Below are 17,662 nucleotides of genomic sequence, written 5' to 3'. Positions count from 1 at the left end.
CACCAACTCGGTTCCCATGGGCGCCCTTTGTCCGTTTCCCGGGGGCTAGCGTGCAGACGCAATCACCCCCCGGCAGGACAGAGGAACGCGATGGGCATCAGTACGCACCGCCGCACGACGAGCACCCGCACGAAGGCGGTCGGCGCCCTCGTCGCCGCGGCGGTCGTGGGCGGCACGGTCTTCGCACTCACCGGCACCGCGCAGGCGGCGGCCGTCGGCGCCACCTACACGAGGGCCAGCGACTGGACCGGTGGATACACCGGGCAGTACGTCGTCTCCAACGACACGGGGAACGCCCAGTCGGGCTGGACGCTCGAATTCGACCTGCCCACCGGCACGAAGATCGACTCCCTGTGGAACGGTGAGCACACCGTCAGCGGCAACCACGTCACCGTGAAGCCCGAGAGCTGGAACAAGGACATCGCTCCGGGTGAGTCCGTGACGATCGGCTTCGTCGCCGGGTCCGAAGGAGCCGTGTCCGCGGGCACCACAGCGGCGGCGGCAGACCCGGAAGGCTGCCTCATCAACGACGCCGCCTGCTCCGCGGACGGTGGCGCGGCGCCGGAACCGAGCGGACGCCCGACCGACACCCCGACCTCGGCCCCCACGCCGACGGAGAACGCGACACCCACCGGGACCCCGGAGGACGAGGCGACGGACACCCCCACGTCCGAGCCCTCCGAGCCCTCTGAACCGGCCGATTCGGCAGGTACGGCCGACGGGGCGGGATTCGCCCCGTACGTCGACACCTCGCTCTACCCGGCCTACGACCTGCTGGACACCGCGGCCGGCACGGGCGTCAAGGAGTTCAACCTGGCGTTCATCACGTCGGGCGGCGGCTGCGCGCCGCTGTGGGGCGGGGTCACCGGACTCGGCGACGACCAGGTGGCCTCCCAGATCGGCGCGCTGCGGGCCGAGGGTGGTGACGTGCGCGTCTCCTTCGGCGGGGCGGCCGGCGCGGAGCTGGCTCTGAACTGCTCATCGGCCGAGGAGCTGGCCAAGGCGTACGGCGAGGTCATCGACACGTACGAGCTGACCAAGGTCGACTTCGACATCGAAGGCGGCGCGCTCCCCGATACCGCCGCGAACACCCGGCGCTCGCAGGCCATCGCCGAGCTCCAGAAGTCGCACCCCGGTCTCGACGTGTCCTTCACCCTGCCCGTGATGCCCGAGGGGCTGACCCAGGACGGCGTGGACCTGGTCGCGGATGCGAAGGAGAACGGCGTCGCGATCGACGCGGTCAACATCATGGCGATGGACTACGGGGCCTCCTACGACGGGGACATGGGCGACTACGCCACCCAGGCGGCCACCGCCACGCAGGCCCAGATCAAGAGCGTGCTCGGGCTCTCGGACGCGGAGGCATGGAAGGCCGTCGCCGTCACCCCGATGATCGGCGTGAACGACGTCGCCACCGAGATCTTCACCGTCGACGACGCCACCCAGCTCGTGGAGTTCGCATCGGAGAACGGCATCGGCCGGCTGTCGATGTGGTCGGGCACGCGTGACGTCCAGTGCGCGGACGGCGAGAAGCCGACCGCGGACGCGACCTGCAGCTCGATCCTCCAGGAGCCGCTGGCCTTCACCCAGGCGTTCGGCGCCTTCGGTTAGTCCCGCGCCCCATCGACCACCACCCCGACGCGCGCGTCCCGGCCGGCCCCACTCCCCCCACACTCCGGCCGGGGCGCGCGCCCCTTCGTCTGCGGAGCCCGCGCCCGGAAGAGCCGAACAGTCCCGCGCGCCGGTGGAGTTCGGGGAAAGAACGCGGAAACGGTTCCTGACCCCCTGTGTGCCCTCACAGGGCCTCACCCCGTTCATCTTCCGGCGGGCGTCTCCCGGTCCGCCGATGAGTCGGACACCGTCCCGGACCCGGTGCGGGAATCAGGTGCCTTACCCCGGCCGTCCGGGTGTCCAGCGAGGTCTTTCGAGGCCCAACACCCCCTGACCTGCCGCGATTCCACTCGCTGCGCAAATCGCATGCAGGGCGCGCCGATTGACGCAAGCCCTCTGCCGGACACGTTCACGTGACTTGCAGGACACACTCGGGCAACGGAAGCGTCTTCAACTCTTGACACCCACCCCCTTGAGGCAGCAGTGTTCCGGCAACAGCGCATGGGAGCGCTCCCATATCGAACGAGGTTTTTCGCTCGTACGGGGACGGCACCGCCCATGTCATCTCCGTACCACTGGCACCCGCACCCACCAGCGCGTATGCCGAGCAGATCGAACGCCAGTCCCACCTGGAACAAGGAGTAGTGGAATGCGCATCACCCGCACTGTCGCAGGTCGAAGCCGCAGAACCGCCATGTTGGCAACCACGGGCCTCACGGCCGCCGCCCTGCTGCTGACCGGCTGCAGCGATTCCGGCTCGGATTCGGCCGAGGACGCTGACGGGAACATCACCCTGACCCTCGCCGACTTCGGACAGTTCGGGTACAAGGAGGCGAAGCTCTTCGAGAAGTACCACGAGCTGCACCCGAACATCACGGTCAAGGCGAACACCTCGGCCGACGAGAAGGTCTACTACCCCAAGTTCCTCCAGCAGCTCAACACGGGCAGCGGTCTGGCCGACATCCACGGCGTCGAGGTCGGCCGCGTGAAGGAGCTCGTCGACACGAAGGCGGACGCCTTCGCGGACCTGTCCAAGGTGATCGACACCGACCAGTGGGTGAACTGGAAGGCGCTGCAGGCGACCACCGAGGACGGCAAGGTCATCGGTGCCGGCACCGACATCGGCCCGATGTCGCTCTGTTACCGCCGCGACCTGTTCGAGAAGGCCGGTCTGCCGACCGACCGCACCGAGGTCGCCGAGAAGGTCGCCGGCGGCTGGGAGGACTACCTCAAGCTCGGTGTGGAGTACAAGAAGAAGGCTCCCAAGAACACCTTCTACATGGACTCCGCCAGCGCCATGTACAACGGCGTGGTCAGCTCGAACGAGGAGCAGTACTACTCCAAGGACGGCGAGCCGATCTACAAGGACAGCCCCAGCGTCAAGAAGGGCTGGAACCTGGCCGCCGAGGCGGTCGACAAGGGCCTGAGCCAGGGGCTGGCCCAGTTCACCGACGAGTGGGGTGTCGCCCTGCGCAAGGGCAGCATCGCCACCGTGGCCTGCCCCGCGTGGATGGCCGCACGGATCACCACGGACGCCGGTGACAAGTACAAGGGCAAGTGGGACATCGCCCGCACCCCGGGTGACACCGCGGCCAACTGGGGCGGTTCGTTCCTCGCGGTGCCCGCCAAGGGCAAGCACGTCAAGGAGGCCGGCGAGCTCGTCAAGTGGCTGACCGCGCCCGAGCAGCAGGCCGCCGTCTTCAAGGCCGCCGGTCTCTTCCCGTCGAACAAGGGCGCCTACGAGCTCCCCGACGTGAAGACCGCCAAGCTGCCCTACTTCAACGACGCCCCGATCGGTGAGATCTACGCCGAAGAGGCACAGATCATCCCGGCCGCCGTGCTCGGCCCGAAGGACGGTGTCATCAAGGACACCATCACCCCGCAGATCAACAACATGGAGGTGCGGGGCACCAGCCCGGACGACGCCTGGGACGCAGCCGTCAAGGCGCTCGACAAGGTGATCGGCTGATCCAGTCCGGTGCGGGCGGCAGGGACGCCCGAGCGGCCCCGGCCGCCCGCACCGGTGCCGGCTCCCACGAGCCGGCCGCGCACGGCCTCCGACACCTCCGCCGGACCTGAAGAGGTCCGGCCTTGCCCCTGCGGTGTCGGCACACCCCAGGGAAGGACTCCCACCTGTGGCAACCACGACCCCCACCAGGGGCGCAAGCGGCTCCCAGCACGGCCGCCGCGCTCCGAAGCCCATGACCCCACGCCGCCAGGCGTGGCGCAGCAGGCTCTGGCGACTCGACGACAAGGCATCGCCGTACGCCTACATCGCCCCGTTCTTCCTCGTCTTCGGAGCCTTCGGGCTCTACCCGCTCATCTACACCGGCTGGATAGCCCTCCACAAGGTGGAGATGACCAGTCTCGACCAGATGGAGTGGGTCGGCTGGGAGAACTTCAGCACCATCCTCCAGGACTCCGAGTTCTGGACCGCGGTCTCCAACACCTTCGTCATCGGCGTCATTTCGACCGTGCCGCAGCTGATGGTCGCGCTCGGCCTGGCCCATCTGCTGAACTACAAGCTCCGTGCCAGCACCTTCTGGCGCACCGTGATCCTCACCCCGTACGCCACGTCGGTGGCCTCCGCCGCCCTGGTCTTCGCCCTGGTGTTCCGGGCCGACGGCGGTCTGCTGAACTGGTTCCTCGGCCTCTTCGGCATCGGCGAGACGAACTGGGCCAACGGTCACTGGACGTCGAACATCGCCATCGCCGTCATCGTGATCTGGCGCTGGACGGGCTACAACACGCTGATCTATCTGGCCGCGATGCAGGCCGTACCGTCCGACCTCTACGAGGCCGCGTCGATCGACGGGGCCACGCGCTGGCAGCAGTTCCGCAACGTGACGATTCCCGCGCTGCGGCCGACGATCCTCTTCACGATCGTCATCTCGACCATCGGCTCGATGCAGCTGTTCGGTGAGCCCCTCCTGCTGGAGGGCGGCGCCACCGGAGCACAGGGCGGTACCGAGAACCAGTACGAGACGCTCAGTGTCTACCTCTACAACTACGGCTGGAATCTCGGACATCTCGGGGCAGCCGCCGCAGTCGCCTGGGCCATGCTCGTCCTGCTGCTGCTCATTGCCGCGATCAACTGGCTCATCGGGCGCCTCGGGCGCAAGACCGCGGCCTGACGGGAGCGATTTTCCATGACCACCACAAGCCCCATCGCCGCTTCGGACCGCCCGCGCGCCTCCGGGGCCGCCGTCCGCGACGAACCCCCGCGCCGCCGCCGCTTCAAGCCCGGCGCCGGCCGCCAGCACCACGCAGGCCCCTTCGCCTACTTCGCCCTCGCCGTCGTCGGCCTCGGCTCGCTGTTCCCGCTGTACTGGACGCTCGTGGCGGCGTCCCGTACGCAGGACGAGATTCTGGACGCCAGCCCGCCGCTCATCCCGGGTGGCAACCTCTTCAACAACCTCCAGGCGGCCTGGGAGCAGGCGCACCTCGGCAAGGCCATCGTCAACACACTGGTCGTGTCCGCCAGCATCACGGTGGCGACCCTGTTCTTCTGCACCCTGGCGGGTTACGCCTTCGCCAAGATGCGCTTCAGGGGACGCGGCGCCCTGATGACGGCGGTCATCGCCACGCTGACGATCCCGCCGCAGCTCAGCGTCGTACCGCTGTTCATGCTGATGTCGGACATCGGCTGGGGCGGTCAGCTGGAGTCGGTGATCTTCCCGACCCTCGTGAGCGCGTTCGGTGTGTTCTTCATGCGCCAGTACCTCATCGAGGCGCTGCCGTACGAGCTCATCGAGGCGGGCCGGGTGGACGGGGCGAACAACATCCGCATCGTGTGGAGCATCGTCCTCCCGGTCGCCCGGCCGGCCATGATGGTGCTCGGCATGCTCACCTTCGTGCAGGCCTGGAACGACTTCTTCTGGCCCTACCTCGCACTGAGTGCGGAGAACCCCACGCTCCAGGTGGCCCTCGGCCTGCTGAGCGCGTCCTACGTGCCCGACCAGAGCATCGTCATGGCCGGCGCGCTGATCAGCACCCTGCCGCTGCTCGTCGTCTTCGTGATCTTCGGCAAGCAGATCGTCGGCGGCATCATGGCCGGTGCGGTCAAGGGCTGAACGCCTCCGCACCCCGCCTGTCCGCCCCCGGGTGCGCCCTGGCGCCTCCCGTACGGCCTGTACCTGACCACAGGCCGTACGGGTACGGTATTGGGTTCCCGCACCTACCTGTCCTCGTCCCCTCCACCCCCATGGGAGCGCTCCCGCATGACAGCCGTACGACCCGACACCACCCCGAAGCAAGCGCCCGGGACGCTGTTCCCCACGGGCTTCATCTGGGGTGCGGCGACCGCCTCCTACCAGGTCGAGGGCGCCGCCGCCGAGGACGGCCGCACGCCGTCCATCTGGGACACCTTCAGCCGTACCCCCGGCAAGGTCCGCAACGGCGACACCGGTGACATCGCCGCCGACCACTACCACCGCTACCGCGACGACGTCGCGCTCATGAAGCAGCTCGGGCTGAAGGCCTACCGCTTCTCCGTCTCCTGGTCCCGCGTCCAGCCCACCGGCCGCGGCCCCGCCGTCGAGCGCGGTCTCGACTTCTACCGCAAGCTCGTCGACGAGCTGCTGGACGCCGGCATCATGCCCGTCGCCACCCTCTACCACTGGGACCTGCCCCAGGAGCTCGAGGACGCCGGCGGCTGGCCCGAGCGCGTGACCGCCGACCGTTTCGCCGACTACGCCGCCATCGTCTCCGGCGCGCTCGGCGACCGCGTCGGCATGTGGACCACCCTCAACGAGCCGTGGTGCTCGGCCTATCTCGGTTACGGCTCCGGTGTGCACGCCCCCGGCCGTACCGAGCCCGCAGCGGCGCTGCAGGCGGCCCATCACCTCAATCTCGCCCATGGCCGGGCGATCGAGGTTCTGCGCGACCAACTCCCCGCTTCCGCGCAGACCTCGGTCACCCTTAATCTCCACCAGGTCCGCCCGCTCACCGACAGCGAGGGCGACGCGGACGCCGCCCGCCGCATCGACGCCGTCGGCAACCGGGTCTTCACCGGTCCGATGCTGCGCGGGGAGTACCCCGCGGACCTGATCGCCGACACCTCGCACCTGGTGGACTGGTCGAAGCTGGTCAAGGACGGCGACCTCGCCACCATCTCCCGCCCGGTCGACGCGCTCGGCATCAACTACTACACGCCGACGCTGGTATCCACCCCGGTGGAGGGGGCCGAGTACGAGCGCAGCGAGGCGCACGGCTCCAGCGCGCACTCTCCCTGGCCCGGTTCCGAGCGCGTCGCCTTCCACCTCGCCGAAGGGAAGGAGCGGACCGCGATGGACTGGTCGATCGACCCCGACGGGCTCTACAACCTCCTCATGGACACCCACCGGGACCACCCCGGGCTCCCGCTCATGGTCACGGAGAACGGCGCGGCCTTCGACGACTACGCCTCGCCCGAGGGGAAGGTCGAGGACCCGGAGCGCGTCGCGTATCTGCACGGCCACCTCGACGCCGTGCAGCGGGCCGTCGCCGACGGTGCGGACGTCCGCGGCTACTTCCTCTGGTCGCTGATGGACAACTTCGAGTGGGCGTACGGCTATTCGAAGCGCTTCGGCGCGGTCTACGTCGACTACGCCTCCCAGCGCCGTATCCCCAAGACGAGTGCCCACTGGTACTCCGACGTGATCCGCCGCCACGCACTGCCTCCTCTCGGCACCGTCTGACCCTGACCTGGGAGAACAGCGGGACCCGGCACACCGCCGGGTCCCGTTTTTCTGTGCCCGCCCCCTTGTTCCGCGGTCCCGGGGCGGGCCCGCCTTACATGTCCGTCACACGCACCCCGTACGCTTGGGAGCGCTCCCAAAAAGTGTGGCGCCGGGTGGGCCGATGGGCCCTGCCGAGTGTCAAGGGATCGGACGGTGGGACTTGGTTTTGGTCAACCCGCTGTGAGAAGTTGACCGCGAACGGGAGGCAGCCATGGCGGCAGCGCGAGTACGGAGTGGCGGGCGGCCCACGCTCGAAGAGGTGGCGGCCAGGGCCGGCGTGGGGCGGGGCACGGCCTCGCGCGTCATCAACGGCTCCCCGCGGGTCAGCGCGCAGACCAGGGAGGCCGTCGAGGCGGCGGTCGCCGAGCTGGGTTATGTGCCCAACCGCGCGGCGCGCGCACTCGCGGGCAACCGCACGGACGCCATCGCGCTCGTCGTCCCCGAGTCCGAGAGCCGGTTCTTCGCCGAGCCGTACTTCTCCGACATCGTGCGTGGTGTCGGGGCGGCACTCGCCGACACCGAGATGCAGCTGCTCCTGACCCTCGCCGGCAACGACCGCGAGCGCCGCCGGCTGGCCCAGTACCTGACCGCGCACCGCGTCGACGGGGTGCTCCTGGTCTCCGTCCACGCCGACGACCCGCTGCCCGATCTCCTCGAACAGCTCGGCATGGCCGCCGTGATCAGCGGCCGTCGGCACGCTGCGGAGACGTTGCCCTCCGTCGACTCCGACAACTTCGAGGGGGCCAGGGCGGCCGTCGACCACTTCATAGCGCGGGGCCGCCGCTCCATCGCCACGATCACCGGCCGCCTGGACGTCTACGGCGCCCAGCGGCGCCTCGACGGCTACCGCAAGGCCGTCGCCGCGGCCGGCCTCGACCCCGACGAACGGCTCATCGCACCCGCCGACTTCAGCGAGGAGAGCGGCGCCCGCGCGATGCGGGAGCTGCTGAAGCGCCGCCCCGACGTGGACGCGGTCTTCGCCGCGTCCGACGTGATGGCCGCGGGCGCCCGCCAGGTCCTGCGCGAGTCGGGCCGCCGCATTCCGGACGACGTGGCCCTGATCGGCTTCGACGACTCCGCGGTGGCCCGCCACATGGACCCGCCGCTGACGAGTGTGCGCCAGCCGATCGAGGAGATGGGACGCACGATGACCCGTGTCCTGCTCCAGGAGATCGCGAAGCGTTCGTCGGGCGACACCACACAGGAACGCACGAGGATCGTGCTGCCCACGGAGCTGGTGGTACGCGAGTCCTCCTGAGGGTCCGTGCGGGCCCCTCACCGCTCTCTCCACAGGACGGGCAAAGTTTTCACAAGTTCTCCATGAGGCGTCCACCTGCCGGATAAAGTTCCCGGAGTTCGGCGAATCCGGGGGGCTGCATGCAGAAGATGGTCAAGGGCGCGAACGTCGGGCTGGCCGCGCTCAGTGACGACGTCGGCTCCGTCATGATGAGTCTCGGGTGGAGCAGCCCGACGGGGGAGGGCGACGCGGATGTCTCGGTGCTGCTGCTCGACGGCGACGGCAAGGTGCGCAGCGACGCCGACTTCTGCTTCTACAACAACCCCATCGCGGGCAACGGCAGTGTCCAGCTGCTCGGGAAGACGCCCACGGCCGACGGCAACGAGGACCGCATCAGTTTCGACCTCGACGCGGTACCGGCGGAGGTCGAGCGGATCGTGGTGGCGGCGAGCCGATACGGCGGGTCACGTTTCGGTGATCTCAACGACCTCCACCTGACGCTCGCGGACAGCGCGGGGGACAGCCTGGTCCAGTTCTCCATCGAGGACGCGGGCGCCGTGAGCGCCTTCATCTTCGGAGAGCTCTACCGGCGCACCGGCGAGTGGAAGTTCCGTGCGGTCGGGCAGGGTTACGCCTCCGGTCTCGGCGCCCTGGCGACGGATTTCGGTGTCGACGTCGACGACGACGCCGAGGAGGAGGAGACCTCCGGGGGACAGCCGGGGCAGCAGGAGGAGCGCGAGGGGCGCGAGGAGCCGGAGGGCGCTCGGCGAGCGGTCGTACCCGCCCCGCGGGCCCCGGAACCGGCTGCGGTGGCGGTGGTGGACCGCGGCGGGGAGGCGGCGCCGACGGGGCCGAGCCGGCACACCAGACCGCGTACGGCCAAGAAGAAGGTCACGCTGCCGAGGACCGCGAAGAAGTCGCTCGCCGAGAACGACGCCTGGCGTACGGCCCGGCTGTTCCCCCTCTCCGCTCTCAAGAACGACCGTGAGCGGGAGACGCGTGCCACCTCCGTCCTGCTGTCGGTGATGACCCAGGTGCCCGAGTTCGGCCGCCGTCTCACCGCCGGTTTCGGGGCGCCCGCCGGGCGGATGGAGACCTTCACCGAGGTCTCGCTGCCGCACGGTGACGCCCCTCGCCGTCCGGACGGAGTCATCCGGGTCGAGCGGGCGGGCAAACTGTGGACCGCACTGATGGAGACGAAGACGAACGGCAACGCCCTCAAGCCCGACCAGGTACAGGCGTACATGGACATCGCCGCCCGGCGCGGCTACGAGTCCGTCATCACCCTGTCCAACGACGTGGCGCTCGAAGGCAGCTCCCTCGTCGACGTCAGGGTCGACGGCCGGCGCAAGCACAAGGTCGCGCTCTGGCACCTCTCCTGGGCCGAGGTCGCCCACCAGGCCCAGATGCTGATCCGTCACGAGGGCGTGGGCACCGCCACGCACGCGTGGCTGCTCCAGGAGCTGCTGCACTACCTCCAGCACGAGCACTCGGGCTGTCACGGCTTCCAGAACATGGGTGCCGCGTGGGTGCCCGTCCGCAAGGGAATCGACGACGAGACGCTCTGCCAGGGCGACCCGCGGGCCACGGAGGTCATCGAGAGCTGGGAGAAGCTGATCCGGCAGGTGTGTCTGCGCCTCGGCGGTGAGCTCGGACAGAAGGTGCTGCCCGTCCAGCGCGCCAAGCGCGGAGCCGACCCCCGCGCCCGCCGTGCCGATCTCGCCGACAGGCTGTGCACCCAGGGGCGGCTGGAGGCCGAGCTCCGCATCGAAGGGACCCCGGGGATCCTGGCCATCGCCGCGGACCTGCGCACGGGGAAGCTGCGCACGTCGATCGAGGTGCCTGCCTCCGAGCAGGGCTATCCGCTCAGCCGCGCCAAGCGCCTGATCCGTCAGCTCGCCTCCGCGCCGGCGGACCTGCACATCGAGACGCTCGTCGAGGGTGACGGGGTGGGCCCGCGCGGAACGCTGGAACGGCTGCGCCCCGAGCCCGCGGACCTGCTGCCGAAGGAGGGCGGGGAGATCGCCGGCTTCCGGCTCTCCCTGTTCAAGGGGATGAGGAACGGCCGTGGCAGCGCGGAGTCCGGGTTCATCCGCAGCGTCGACGACGCGGTGGACCGCTTCCACGCCCTCGTGATCGCCCAGCTGGAGACGGGCGGGGGACGCCGCCGCGGAAGCGGCGAGCCGGCAGTCTCCGGCTGACGGCCGTTACCTGGCGGTGGCGCGGCTACCGCCTGACGGGGGCGATGGCCGCTTGCGGGTCACGGAGCCAGACTTGCTGGGCCCGGGCGGTCACCGTCAGCCCGAACTGGCCGGCGCCGGGATGACCGAGTGCGGCGTACTCCAGCCAGACCTGCTCGATTTCCTCCCACAGGAACCCGGGGCCGTACTGCCAGACGTCCTCGCCGGTGGCCGTGGTCGCGGCGGAGCCGTCCGCGCGCGTCGCCCATACCCGAGCGCCGGTCGCGGTGTCCTCGTGCGTCAGACGCACGCCCGGTAGCCGGGCCTCGGCGTACAGCGCGAACCCGAGGGACAGGATCTGTGCGGGGTCCAGCCCCGCACTGCGGGATCTGCCCGTGGTGCCGTCGACCGAGTGGGTGCTGATCGCGCGGTGCGAGCGCATGGGCATGTACGAGGCTCCGCCGCAGAAGGTCCCGACCGCGGTGCCGTCGTCCTGGACGTGGAGCTCGACCAGGGCGCCGGACCAGAAATCCCGTGCCAGCGGCGCGACGATGATCCCGCCCGGCCGGACCTGCCGGAGCAGGGCGTGCGGGACGTGCCGGAGTGCGCAGGTGGAGATCAGCCGATCGACCGGGCCCATGCCCGGCCAGGGCTGCTCGCCGTCCCCGCACCGCAGGTGCGGGCGGTACCCGGCATCCGCGAGAGCGCCGGCCGCATGGTGGGCAAGAGCCGGGTCGATCTCGACGCTGTACACCTGCTCGTCGCCGAGGCGCTCGGACAGCAGCGCGGCCACGTGACCGGACGCGGTGCCGATCTCCAGCACGCGGTGCTCGTCCTGGACGTGGAGCAGGCCGAGCATCCGGGCGACCATGCTGGGCTGGGAGTTCGACGACGTGGCGATGCCGGGCCCGCCCTCGGCCCCGTCGTCGAGCTGGATGACGACCGGCTCGTCCGAATTGACCAGGGCCAGCCACTCGGCCCCCTCCCTGACCGGTTCGCACCGGTCGGGGAGCTGGCGCCAGATCTCCGTGGGGACGAACCGCAGACGGGGCACGGCGTCGAACACCTGCCGCCAGCGCTGGTTGAGCAATCCGCGGTCGGCGAGGTTCTGCACCAGACCGGCGTAGGTGAGGACCTGCTGCGTGGCGCTCATGTCATCGCCCGGTGCGGGAGGGGCCGCCACCGTCGGGAGACGGCGGGGTCGGCGGCGGTGTCCAGGGCTTGATCGGGGCGGAGCCGCCCCCGTGCTTGCCGTCGTCGGCTTGCGGCCTCGTGTGTCGGTGGGCATCCATGGCGCTCTCCTTGGTCGGGTGGTGCGGAGTGAACGGGTCAGTTCAGAGTGGCCCTCGCCAGACCACATAACGAGGACTTGTAGAGGACTCCTGCTGTAGCCGAAGCGGACTTTTCTGTCCCCTTCCGGGTGATGACTGGCCTGCCAAAGGGCCTGCTGCAACACTGGTGTGACTGCCCATCATGGAGGTGCGCTGTGCCGCAACCAGCCAGCAGCAACACGCGATTGAAGGCGGCACGCATGGCCGCCGGCTACCACTCCCAGCAGGCTCTGGCCGACGCGCTGAGCGTGGGTGTCCGGCAGGTGCGGCGCTGGGAATCGGAGAACCCGCCATGGCCGCACCCGGAACTGCAGGAGCGCCTCACCCGAACCCTTGGACAGACCATGGAGTCGCTTGGCTTCCGGGCGCCGGCCGGACGAGACAGTAGCCCCGACCCGCGGCGCCCGCAGGGGGTCACAGTGCCTGGCGGCCTCGCCACCGTCCCCAACCGGACGGCGGTCGCGATGCAGCCGGCCACCGTCGCGGCCGACTACGGGACGGTGACCCGGGCGCACCGGCGCTTGTATTGGTCTGTGGCCCCGGCCACCCTGCACCCGGCCGTCATCGCTCACGCAACACTCGGCTGCGTTCTGCTTTCGGAGACCGCCGGACAGACGCGCGCGTCTGTCGCCGCCGGACTCGGGGAGGGCTGGCTGCTCGCGGGGAGGATCGAGTTCTTCGATCTCCAGGAGCCGGAGCGTGCGGCCGCCACTTTCCTGCGTGCCCTGCAGGCCGCGGGGGAGGCGGACGACCATCTGCTCGGGGCGGCGGTCCTTGCGCACAGCGCCTTCGTCCCTGCATGGGACGGCCGCCGAGGCGATGCCGTGCAGCGGCTCGTTGCCGCCCGTACCTACGCACGCCGAGGCTCCGCACCCGCTGTCCTCCTCGCCTGGCTGGACGCCGTGGAGGCCGAGTGCGAGACGCGCGCCGGCAACACCCGCACAGCGCTCCACCTCATCGGGCATGCAGAGGATCTGCTCGCCGAGGGCGCCGACCAGGCTCCGGAGTGGATGGACTGGTTCAGTCCCGTACGCCTTGCCGCGTTCCGCGGCAATACCGAGCTGCGTTCCGGTCATCTGCCGCAGGCCCGGACCACGCTGTCCGCGGTGCTCGACGACCTGCCCGCGGACGAGGAGAAACAGCGCTCCGTCATCCTCGGCGACCTTGCCGCCGTCGAGGCCGCGGCCGGGGACCTCGAAGAGGCGTGCCGGCACGCGCTCAGTGCGCTCGACCAGCTCGAGCGCACGTGGTACGCAACCGGCATGGACCGCATTCGCGAGGTCCGCCGATCCCTGGTCCCGCATCAGCGTGAGCCCTGCGTACGAGCCCTGGACGAGCGGCTGTACGGATGGTCGACGACCGTCAGTGCTCTCGCTCGTTGAACCGAGCGATCAGCGGGGACAGCTCCAGAAGGCTGTCGACCCGGAACGTCGGGAGCTCCAGTGCCTCCTTCGTGTTCCACTGGATCGTCGCCCAGGGCCCTCGGTGCACCAGGGCGGTGTGCATCCCGGCCGCGACGGCAGGCCGCAAGTCGTTGTCGACGCGGTCGCCCACGTAAAGGGTCTCTGCAGGCTCGGCGGGGACGGCCTCGGCGACGCGGTCGAAGAAGGTGCGGTCCGGCTTGCTCGCGCCCCAGTCGTCCGACGTACCGATCAGGTCGACGTCCTGGGCGAAGAGCTCGCGGAGGATCCCGCCGGCGCGCACGGTCTGGTTTCCGGCGATGCCGAGCCAGAGCCCGTCCGCACGCAGCGCCTTTAGGGAGTCACGGACCTCGGGGTACAGATCCTCCTCGCCGAAGTGCTCCGGCTGTCCCGCAGCGGCCCGTGCCTCGCGCTCGGCGTGAAGGTCGAACCCTGGCCGGAACTCCTTGAAGGTGTCGCGATAGTCGCGCCCCTGGGCAATCACCGCGCCGAACATCGCGGCGAACGTGTGCCGCGGGACCTGCAGCCAGTCGGCCCAGGTGCCGTACTCCCTGGTCTCGTCCACCAGGCACTCGCCTACGTCGAACACAACCGCACGCATCATGCGGTGATCGTAGAGGCGTTTCCCGGAGGCACGAAAGTGCTCGTGGTCCCTCGGGCACGACAAAGGCCCGACCTGTTTTCCCAGGTCGGGCCTTGATCATTGAGGGTGAGTAACGGGACTTGAACCCGCGACATCCTGGACCACAACCAGGTGCTCTGCCAGCTGAGCTATACCCACCATGTCGCCCGGTCACTTTCCTGACCGGCCGAGAAAAAGTGTACAGGGTCCGAGCGGGTGCTCGCGCCCCGGTTCTTCAGGGCCGGTGCACGGGCCCCGGAGGGCCCGTGACCTGCGCATGAGGCCGTTACTCCCCGGAGGGCGGCGTGAGGCGCGCCGCGATCTCCTTGGCGCGGGCCGAGTCAGGGCCTGGCTGCGGGACGAAGACCGCTTCCCGGTAGTAACGCATCTCCGTGATGGAGTCGCGGATGTCGGCCAGCGCCCGGTGGTTGCCGTTCTTGTCCGGACTGTTGAAGTACGCCCTCGGGTACCAGCGGCGCGCCAGCTCCTTGACCGAGGACACATCGACGATCCGGTAGTGGAGGTAGCCCTCCAGCGACGGCATGTCACGCGCCAGGAAGCCCCGGTCGGTGCCGACCGAATTCCCGCACAGCGGGGCCTTGCCCGGCTCCTTCACATGCTCGCGGATGTACGCCAGGACCAGCTCCTCCGCGTCGGCCAGGGTCGTGCCCCCGGCCAGCTCTTCGAGGAGGCCCGAGGCGGTGTGCATCTGCCGCACCACCTCGGGCATGGTCTCCAGGGCCGCGTCCGGCGGGCGGATCACGATGTCCACCCCTTCACCGAGCACGTTCAGTTCCGAGTCGGTGACCAGTGCGGCCACCTCGATGAGTGCGTCGTCCGTCAGCGAGAGCCCGGTCATCTCGCAGTCGATCCACACCATACGGTCGTTCATGGGCCCCACCCTACGGGGCGCTGCGCTGCCCCGGCAGTGCCGGGCGACCGGGAACATAAGCCTCCGGACCCGCTCCGACGCGATCCGCGGGGCCGCCGGGGGCGGCCGTCGCTGTGACCGGCGACGGGCCGGCCGAGGCCGCGGCAGCGGCCCTCCGGCTCCCTGCCGTGCCCTGGGCGGGTACGGACGTCTCCAGCACCGCGGTGACGCTCTCCAGCGCACCGCCCTGCGGGCGGCGGGCCCGGTAGGCGGCCCGGTACGCGGCGGGGGAGGAGCCCAGCTGGCGGCGGAAGTGCCCGCGCAGGGCGACCGGCGAGCGGAAGCCGCAGCGGCCCGCCACCTCGTCGACGGAGTAGTCGGAGGTTTCGAGCAGCCGCTGCGCCTGCAGCACGCGCTGGGTGATGAGCCACTGGAGGGGTGCGCTGCCCGTGAGCGAGCGGAACCTGCGGTCGAAGGTCCGCCGGCTCATATAGGCACGGGCGGCCAGCGTCTCCACGTCGAACTGCTCGTGGAGGTGCTCCAGCGCCCAGGCCACGACCTCGGCGAGCGGGTCGGAGCCGATCTCCTCGGGTAAAGACCTGTCGAGGTAGCGCTCCTGGCCGCCACTGCGCCGCGGCGGTACGACGAGCCGGCGGGCCAGAGCCCCGGCCGCCTCGGTGCCGTGGTCGGTACGGACTATGTGGAGACACAGATCGATTCCGGCCGCCGTTCCGGCCGAGGTGAGCACGTCGCCGTCGTCGACGAACAGCTCACGCGGATCGACGTGCACCGACGGATAGCGCTTGGCCAGCGTCGGTGCGTACATCCAGTGCGTGGTGGCCGGGCGGCCGTCCAGCAGGCCGGCCGCGGCGAGGACGAAGGCCCCCGTGCAGAGTCCGACGATGCGGGCACCCTCCTCGTGGGCGCGGCGCAGCGCGTCCAGTGCCTCCGTGGGAGGCGGTGAGGTGATGGACCGCCAGGCGGGCACCACGACGGTGCCGGCCCTGCTGATCGCCTCCAGGCCGTACGGTGCGCTGAGTTCGAGCCCGCCGGTGGTGCGCAGCGGCCCTTCCTCGCCCCCGCAGACCAGCAGGCGGTAGCGCGGAACGCCCGCGTCCTGCCGGTCGATTCCGAAAACTGAGAGCGGAATGGAGCTCTCGAAGATAGGGCCACCACTGAACAGCAGTACGGCTACGACTTCCCGGCGTCGCCGCCCGCTCAGTTTCCGTGCGGCCTCCGTTGCGGTGGCGGAGTCCTGGCTCATGACGCTAAGCCCCCCTCGGTGTTCGCGTCTCCCTGGTCCCTACGGGCCTGTCGCTCCTGCACGTTTCCCCTCGGTCTCGCACGAGTCCCCCGTCCTCGACACTCATGATCGAATCTACTGCGTCCCGTGGTGCCGACGTGACACGTTCCCCCACCGGCACTATGTCGACAAGGCAACTTGGCGCGAAGCGTTCGATGCCGAAGGGTTTCACCCGCGAGCCCCTCAGGGAAGTGCGCATAGCGATCATGGCCAGTCCCCATAGGGTCAAAGCGTACCGCGCGGTCTATTCCTGCCTGGTGGCACGCGGGTTGGGCGCCTCTGGGGCCAAGGGAACCGGGGGGTGCTGAAGTTGGCTGAAAAACGATGGTTGCGTGCGCGTATTTCAGTCATACAACCGGCGTGCGCCCCCTGTTCACGAGAGCTTCCACGCGCCTCTGGAGCCTCTCGTGACCATCCGGGCTCCGAAGTTGAACGTTGTGCAATTGCATGATGGCGTGGTGTGACAGCTCGGTCCAGAGGGGCGGGTGGCACATTCGGCCGTCTCGCCGGAGTCACCGTGAGTGTCCGCCGGACACCGTGGCCGGAACCTGTGGAAGCCTCCGCGAGCTGGATGTACGACGCAACCGGCATTGCCATATGGGGGTGATCTCCGGCATGCTCCCTCCATCGCCCGCCTGCGATGCGCGAGGGCTGGGCAGTGGAGGAATGGCGCCGTACCCTTGGGGGTAAGGGGTTGGGAAGATGTTTCCCGGACACAGCTTCGCTGCTCGCAGGTACACCTCCACACCGCTCTCTCCTCACGAGGACTCTCTTCGCCGAGACACCGATGGCCGGTCACGAAATCCCTGAACCCGCAGACCGCAAGCAGGTAGCCGACCCCGGGTCGGAACCGCAGCCGGTCGTAGAGTCGCGCCCTTCCTGCGACCCGGCCTTCCGGCACGGCGTCGTGGTCGGCTTCGACGGCTCCATGTCCAGTGAGCGAGCCCTCGCGTACGCCATCGGTATGGCGTCCAGGCTGAATTCCGGGCTGATCATCGTCCATGTGGCCAACCGGCTGCCGACCACCGTGTGGGCAGGCTGTGAGCCGCCCGTCTTCGTCGATGTGCCCGACCACCGCACCGAGGTCCTCGGTCTTGAGCTGGCCTGCGCGGACTATCTCACCGAGGTGCCCTGGGTGCTCGTGGAGCGCGGCGGGGACATCTGCCACGAGTTGGAGGAGGTCGGCCGCGAGTATTCGGCCGACGCGATCGTCGTCGGCTCGACGCACGGCATCGTGGGCCGGATCTTCGGATCCGTGGCCGGCCGCCTCGCACGCCGAGCCCAGCGCCCGGTCATCGTCATCCCCTGAGTGCGCGAGACAGCTCCTGACGGCCCGTCAGGAGCTGTCTCGCGTATCCGATTCGCG

14 protein-coding genes and 1 tRNA gene are annotated in these 17,662 nt (G+C 69.7%); 9 read left to right on the top strand and 6 right to left on the bottom strand.

Annotated features, from left to right (window positions below):
* Window positions 1-90 precede the first annotated feature (90 nt).
* From AB0C75_RS00875 to AB0C75_RS00845, 7 genes are all read left to right on the top strand, one after another.
* Complete coding sequence (locus AB0C75_RS00875; RefSeq protein WP_362885743.1) at window positions 91-1,611, top strand: cellulose binding domain-containing protein; 1,521 nt, start codon at window positions 91-93, stop codon at window positions 1,609-1,611.
* 649 nt (window positions 1,612-2,260) lie between these two features.
* Window positions 2,261-3,580, top strand: a complete 1,320-nt coding sequence (locus AB0C75_RS00870; protein ID WP_362885742.1) for an ABC transporter substrate-binding protein — start codon at window positions 2,261-2,263, stop codon at window positions 3,578-3,580.
* Between the two features lie 166 nt (window positions 3,581-3,746).
* Complete coding sequence (locus tag AB0C75_RS00865; protein ID WP_362885740.1) at window positions 3,747-4,745, top strand: sugar ABC transporter permease; 999 nt, start codon at window positions 3,747-3,749, stop codon at window positions 4,743-4,745.
* Window positions 4,746-4,760: 15 nt separating this feature from the next.
* Entirely contained in the window at window positions 4,761-5,684 is a 924-nt protein-coding gene (locus tag AB0C75_RS00860) for a carbohydrate ABC transporter permease (RefSeq protein WP_362885739.1), read from the top strand.
* Between the two features lie 147 nt (window positions 5,685-5,831).
* Entirely contained in the window at window positions 5,832-7,289 is a 1,458-nt protein-coding gene (locus AB0C75_RS00855) for a GH1 family beta-glucosidase (protein WP_362885737.1), read from the top strand.
* Between the two features lie 253 nt (window positions 7,290-7,542).
* The gene (locus AB0C75_RS00850) at window positions 7,543-8,589 is read left to right on the top strand and encodes a LacI family DNA-binding transcriptional regulator (protein WP_362885735.1); all 1,047 of its coding nucleotides are present in this window, start codon (window positions 7,543-7,545) and stop codon (window positions 8,587-8,589) included.
* Between the two features lie 119 nt (window positions 8,590-8,708).
* A complete protein-coding gene (locus AB0C75_RS00845; protein ID WP_362885733.1) occupies window positions 8,709-10,769 on the top strand; it encodes a TerD family protein in 2,061 nt (686 codons plus the stop codon).
* A 25-nt stretch (window positions 10,770-10,794) separates the two neighbouring features.
* On the opposite strand, the gene AB0C75_RS00840 is transcribed toward AB0C75_RS00845, so the two are convergent.
* Both AB0C75_RS00840 and AB0C75_RS00835 read right to left on the bottom strand, forming a co-directional pair.
* Window positions 10,795-11,901, bottom strand: a complete 1,107-nt coding sequence (locus AB0C75_RS00840) for a methyltransferase domain-containing protein (RefSeq protein WP_362885731.1) — start codon at window positions 11,899-11,901, stop codon at window positions 10,795-10,797.
* Between the two features lies 1 nt (window position 11,902).
* Window positions 11,903-12,040 carry a hypothetical protein gene (locus AB0C75_RS00835; protein WP_362885729.1) on the bottom strand — a complete coding sequence of 46 codons (138 nt, stop codon included), beginning with the start codon at window positions 12,038-12,040 and terminating at the stop codon, window positions 11,903-11,905.
* Between the two features lie 239 nt (window positions 12,041-12,279).
* Between AB0C75_RS00835 and AB0C75_RS00830 the strand changes: the two genes are divergently transcribed.
* Complete coding sequence (locus AB0C75_RS00830) at window positions 12,280-13,461, top strand: transcriptional regulator (RefSeq protein ID WP_362885727.1); 1,182 nt, start codon at window positions 12,280-12,282, stop codon at window positions 13,459-13,461.
* On the opposite strand, the gene AB0C75_RS00825 is transcribed toward AB0C75_RS00830, so the two are convergent.
* The 4 genes from AB0C75_RS00825 to AB0C75_RS00810 all read right to left on the bottom strand — a co-directional run bounded on the left by AB0C75_RS00825 (window position 13,442) and on the right by AB0C75_RS00810 (window position 16,257).
* Entirely contained in the window at window positions 13,442-14,104 is a 663-nt protein-coding gene (locus tag AB0C75_RS00825; protein WP_362885725.1) for an HAD family hydrolase, read from the bottom strand. The genes AB0C75_RS00830 and AB0C75_RS00825 overlap by 20 nt on opposite strands.
* Window positions 14,105-14,208: 104 nt before the next feature.
* A tRNA-His gene (locus AB0C75_RS00820) sits at window positions 14,209-14,281 on the bottom strand.
* Between the two features lie 127 nt (window positions 14,282-14,408).
* Complete coding sequence (gene orn / locus AB0C75_RS00815) at window positions 14,409-15,014, bottom strand: oligoribonuclease (protein WP_362885723.1); 606 nt, start codon at window positions 15,012-15,014, stop codon at window positions 14,409-14,411.
* A gap of 10 nt (window positions 15,015-15,024) precedes the next feature.
* On the bottom strand, window positions 15,025-16,257 hold the full coding sequence (locus AB0C75_RS00810; RefSeq protein ID WP_362885721.1) for a helix-turn-helix domain-containing protein: 1,233 nt from the start codon (window positions 16,255-16,257) through the stop codon (window positions 15,025-15,027).
* Window positions 16,258-17,083: 826 nt separating this feature from the next.
* Between AB0C75_RS00810 and AB0C75_RS00805 the strand changes: the two genes are divergently transcribed.
* Window positions 17,084-17,605 (top strand): universal stress protein, encoded by a 522-nt coding sequence (locus tag AB0C75_RS00805; RefSeq protein ID WP_362885719.1) that lies wholly within the window; start codon window positions 17,084-17,086, stop codon window positions 17,603-17,605.
* The last annotated feature ends 57 nt before the right edge of the window (window positions 17,606-17,662 follow it).

Source organism: Streptomyces sp. NPDC048565 (assembly GCF_040650935.1).
In the GTDB taxonomy this organism is placed as follows: Bacteria; Actinomycetota; Actinomycetes; order Streptomycetales; family Streptomycetaceae; genus Streptomyces.
The sequence above is the reverse complement of the archived record's forward strand: the minus strand, read 5'-3'. Positions and strand labels throughout refer to the sequence as shown.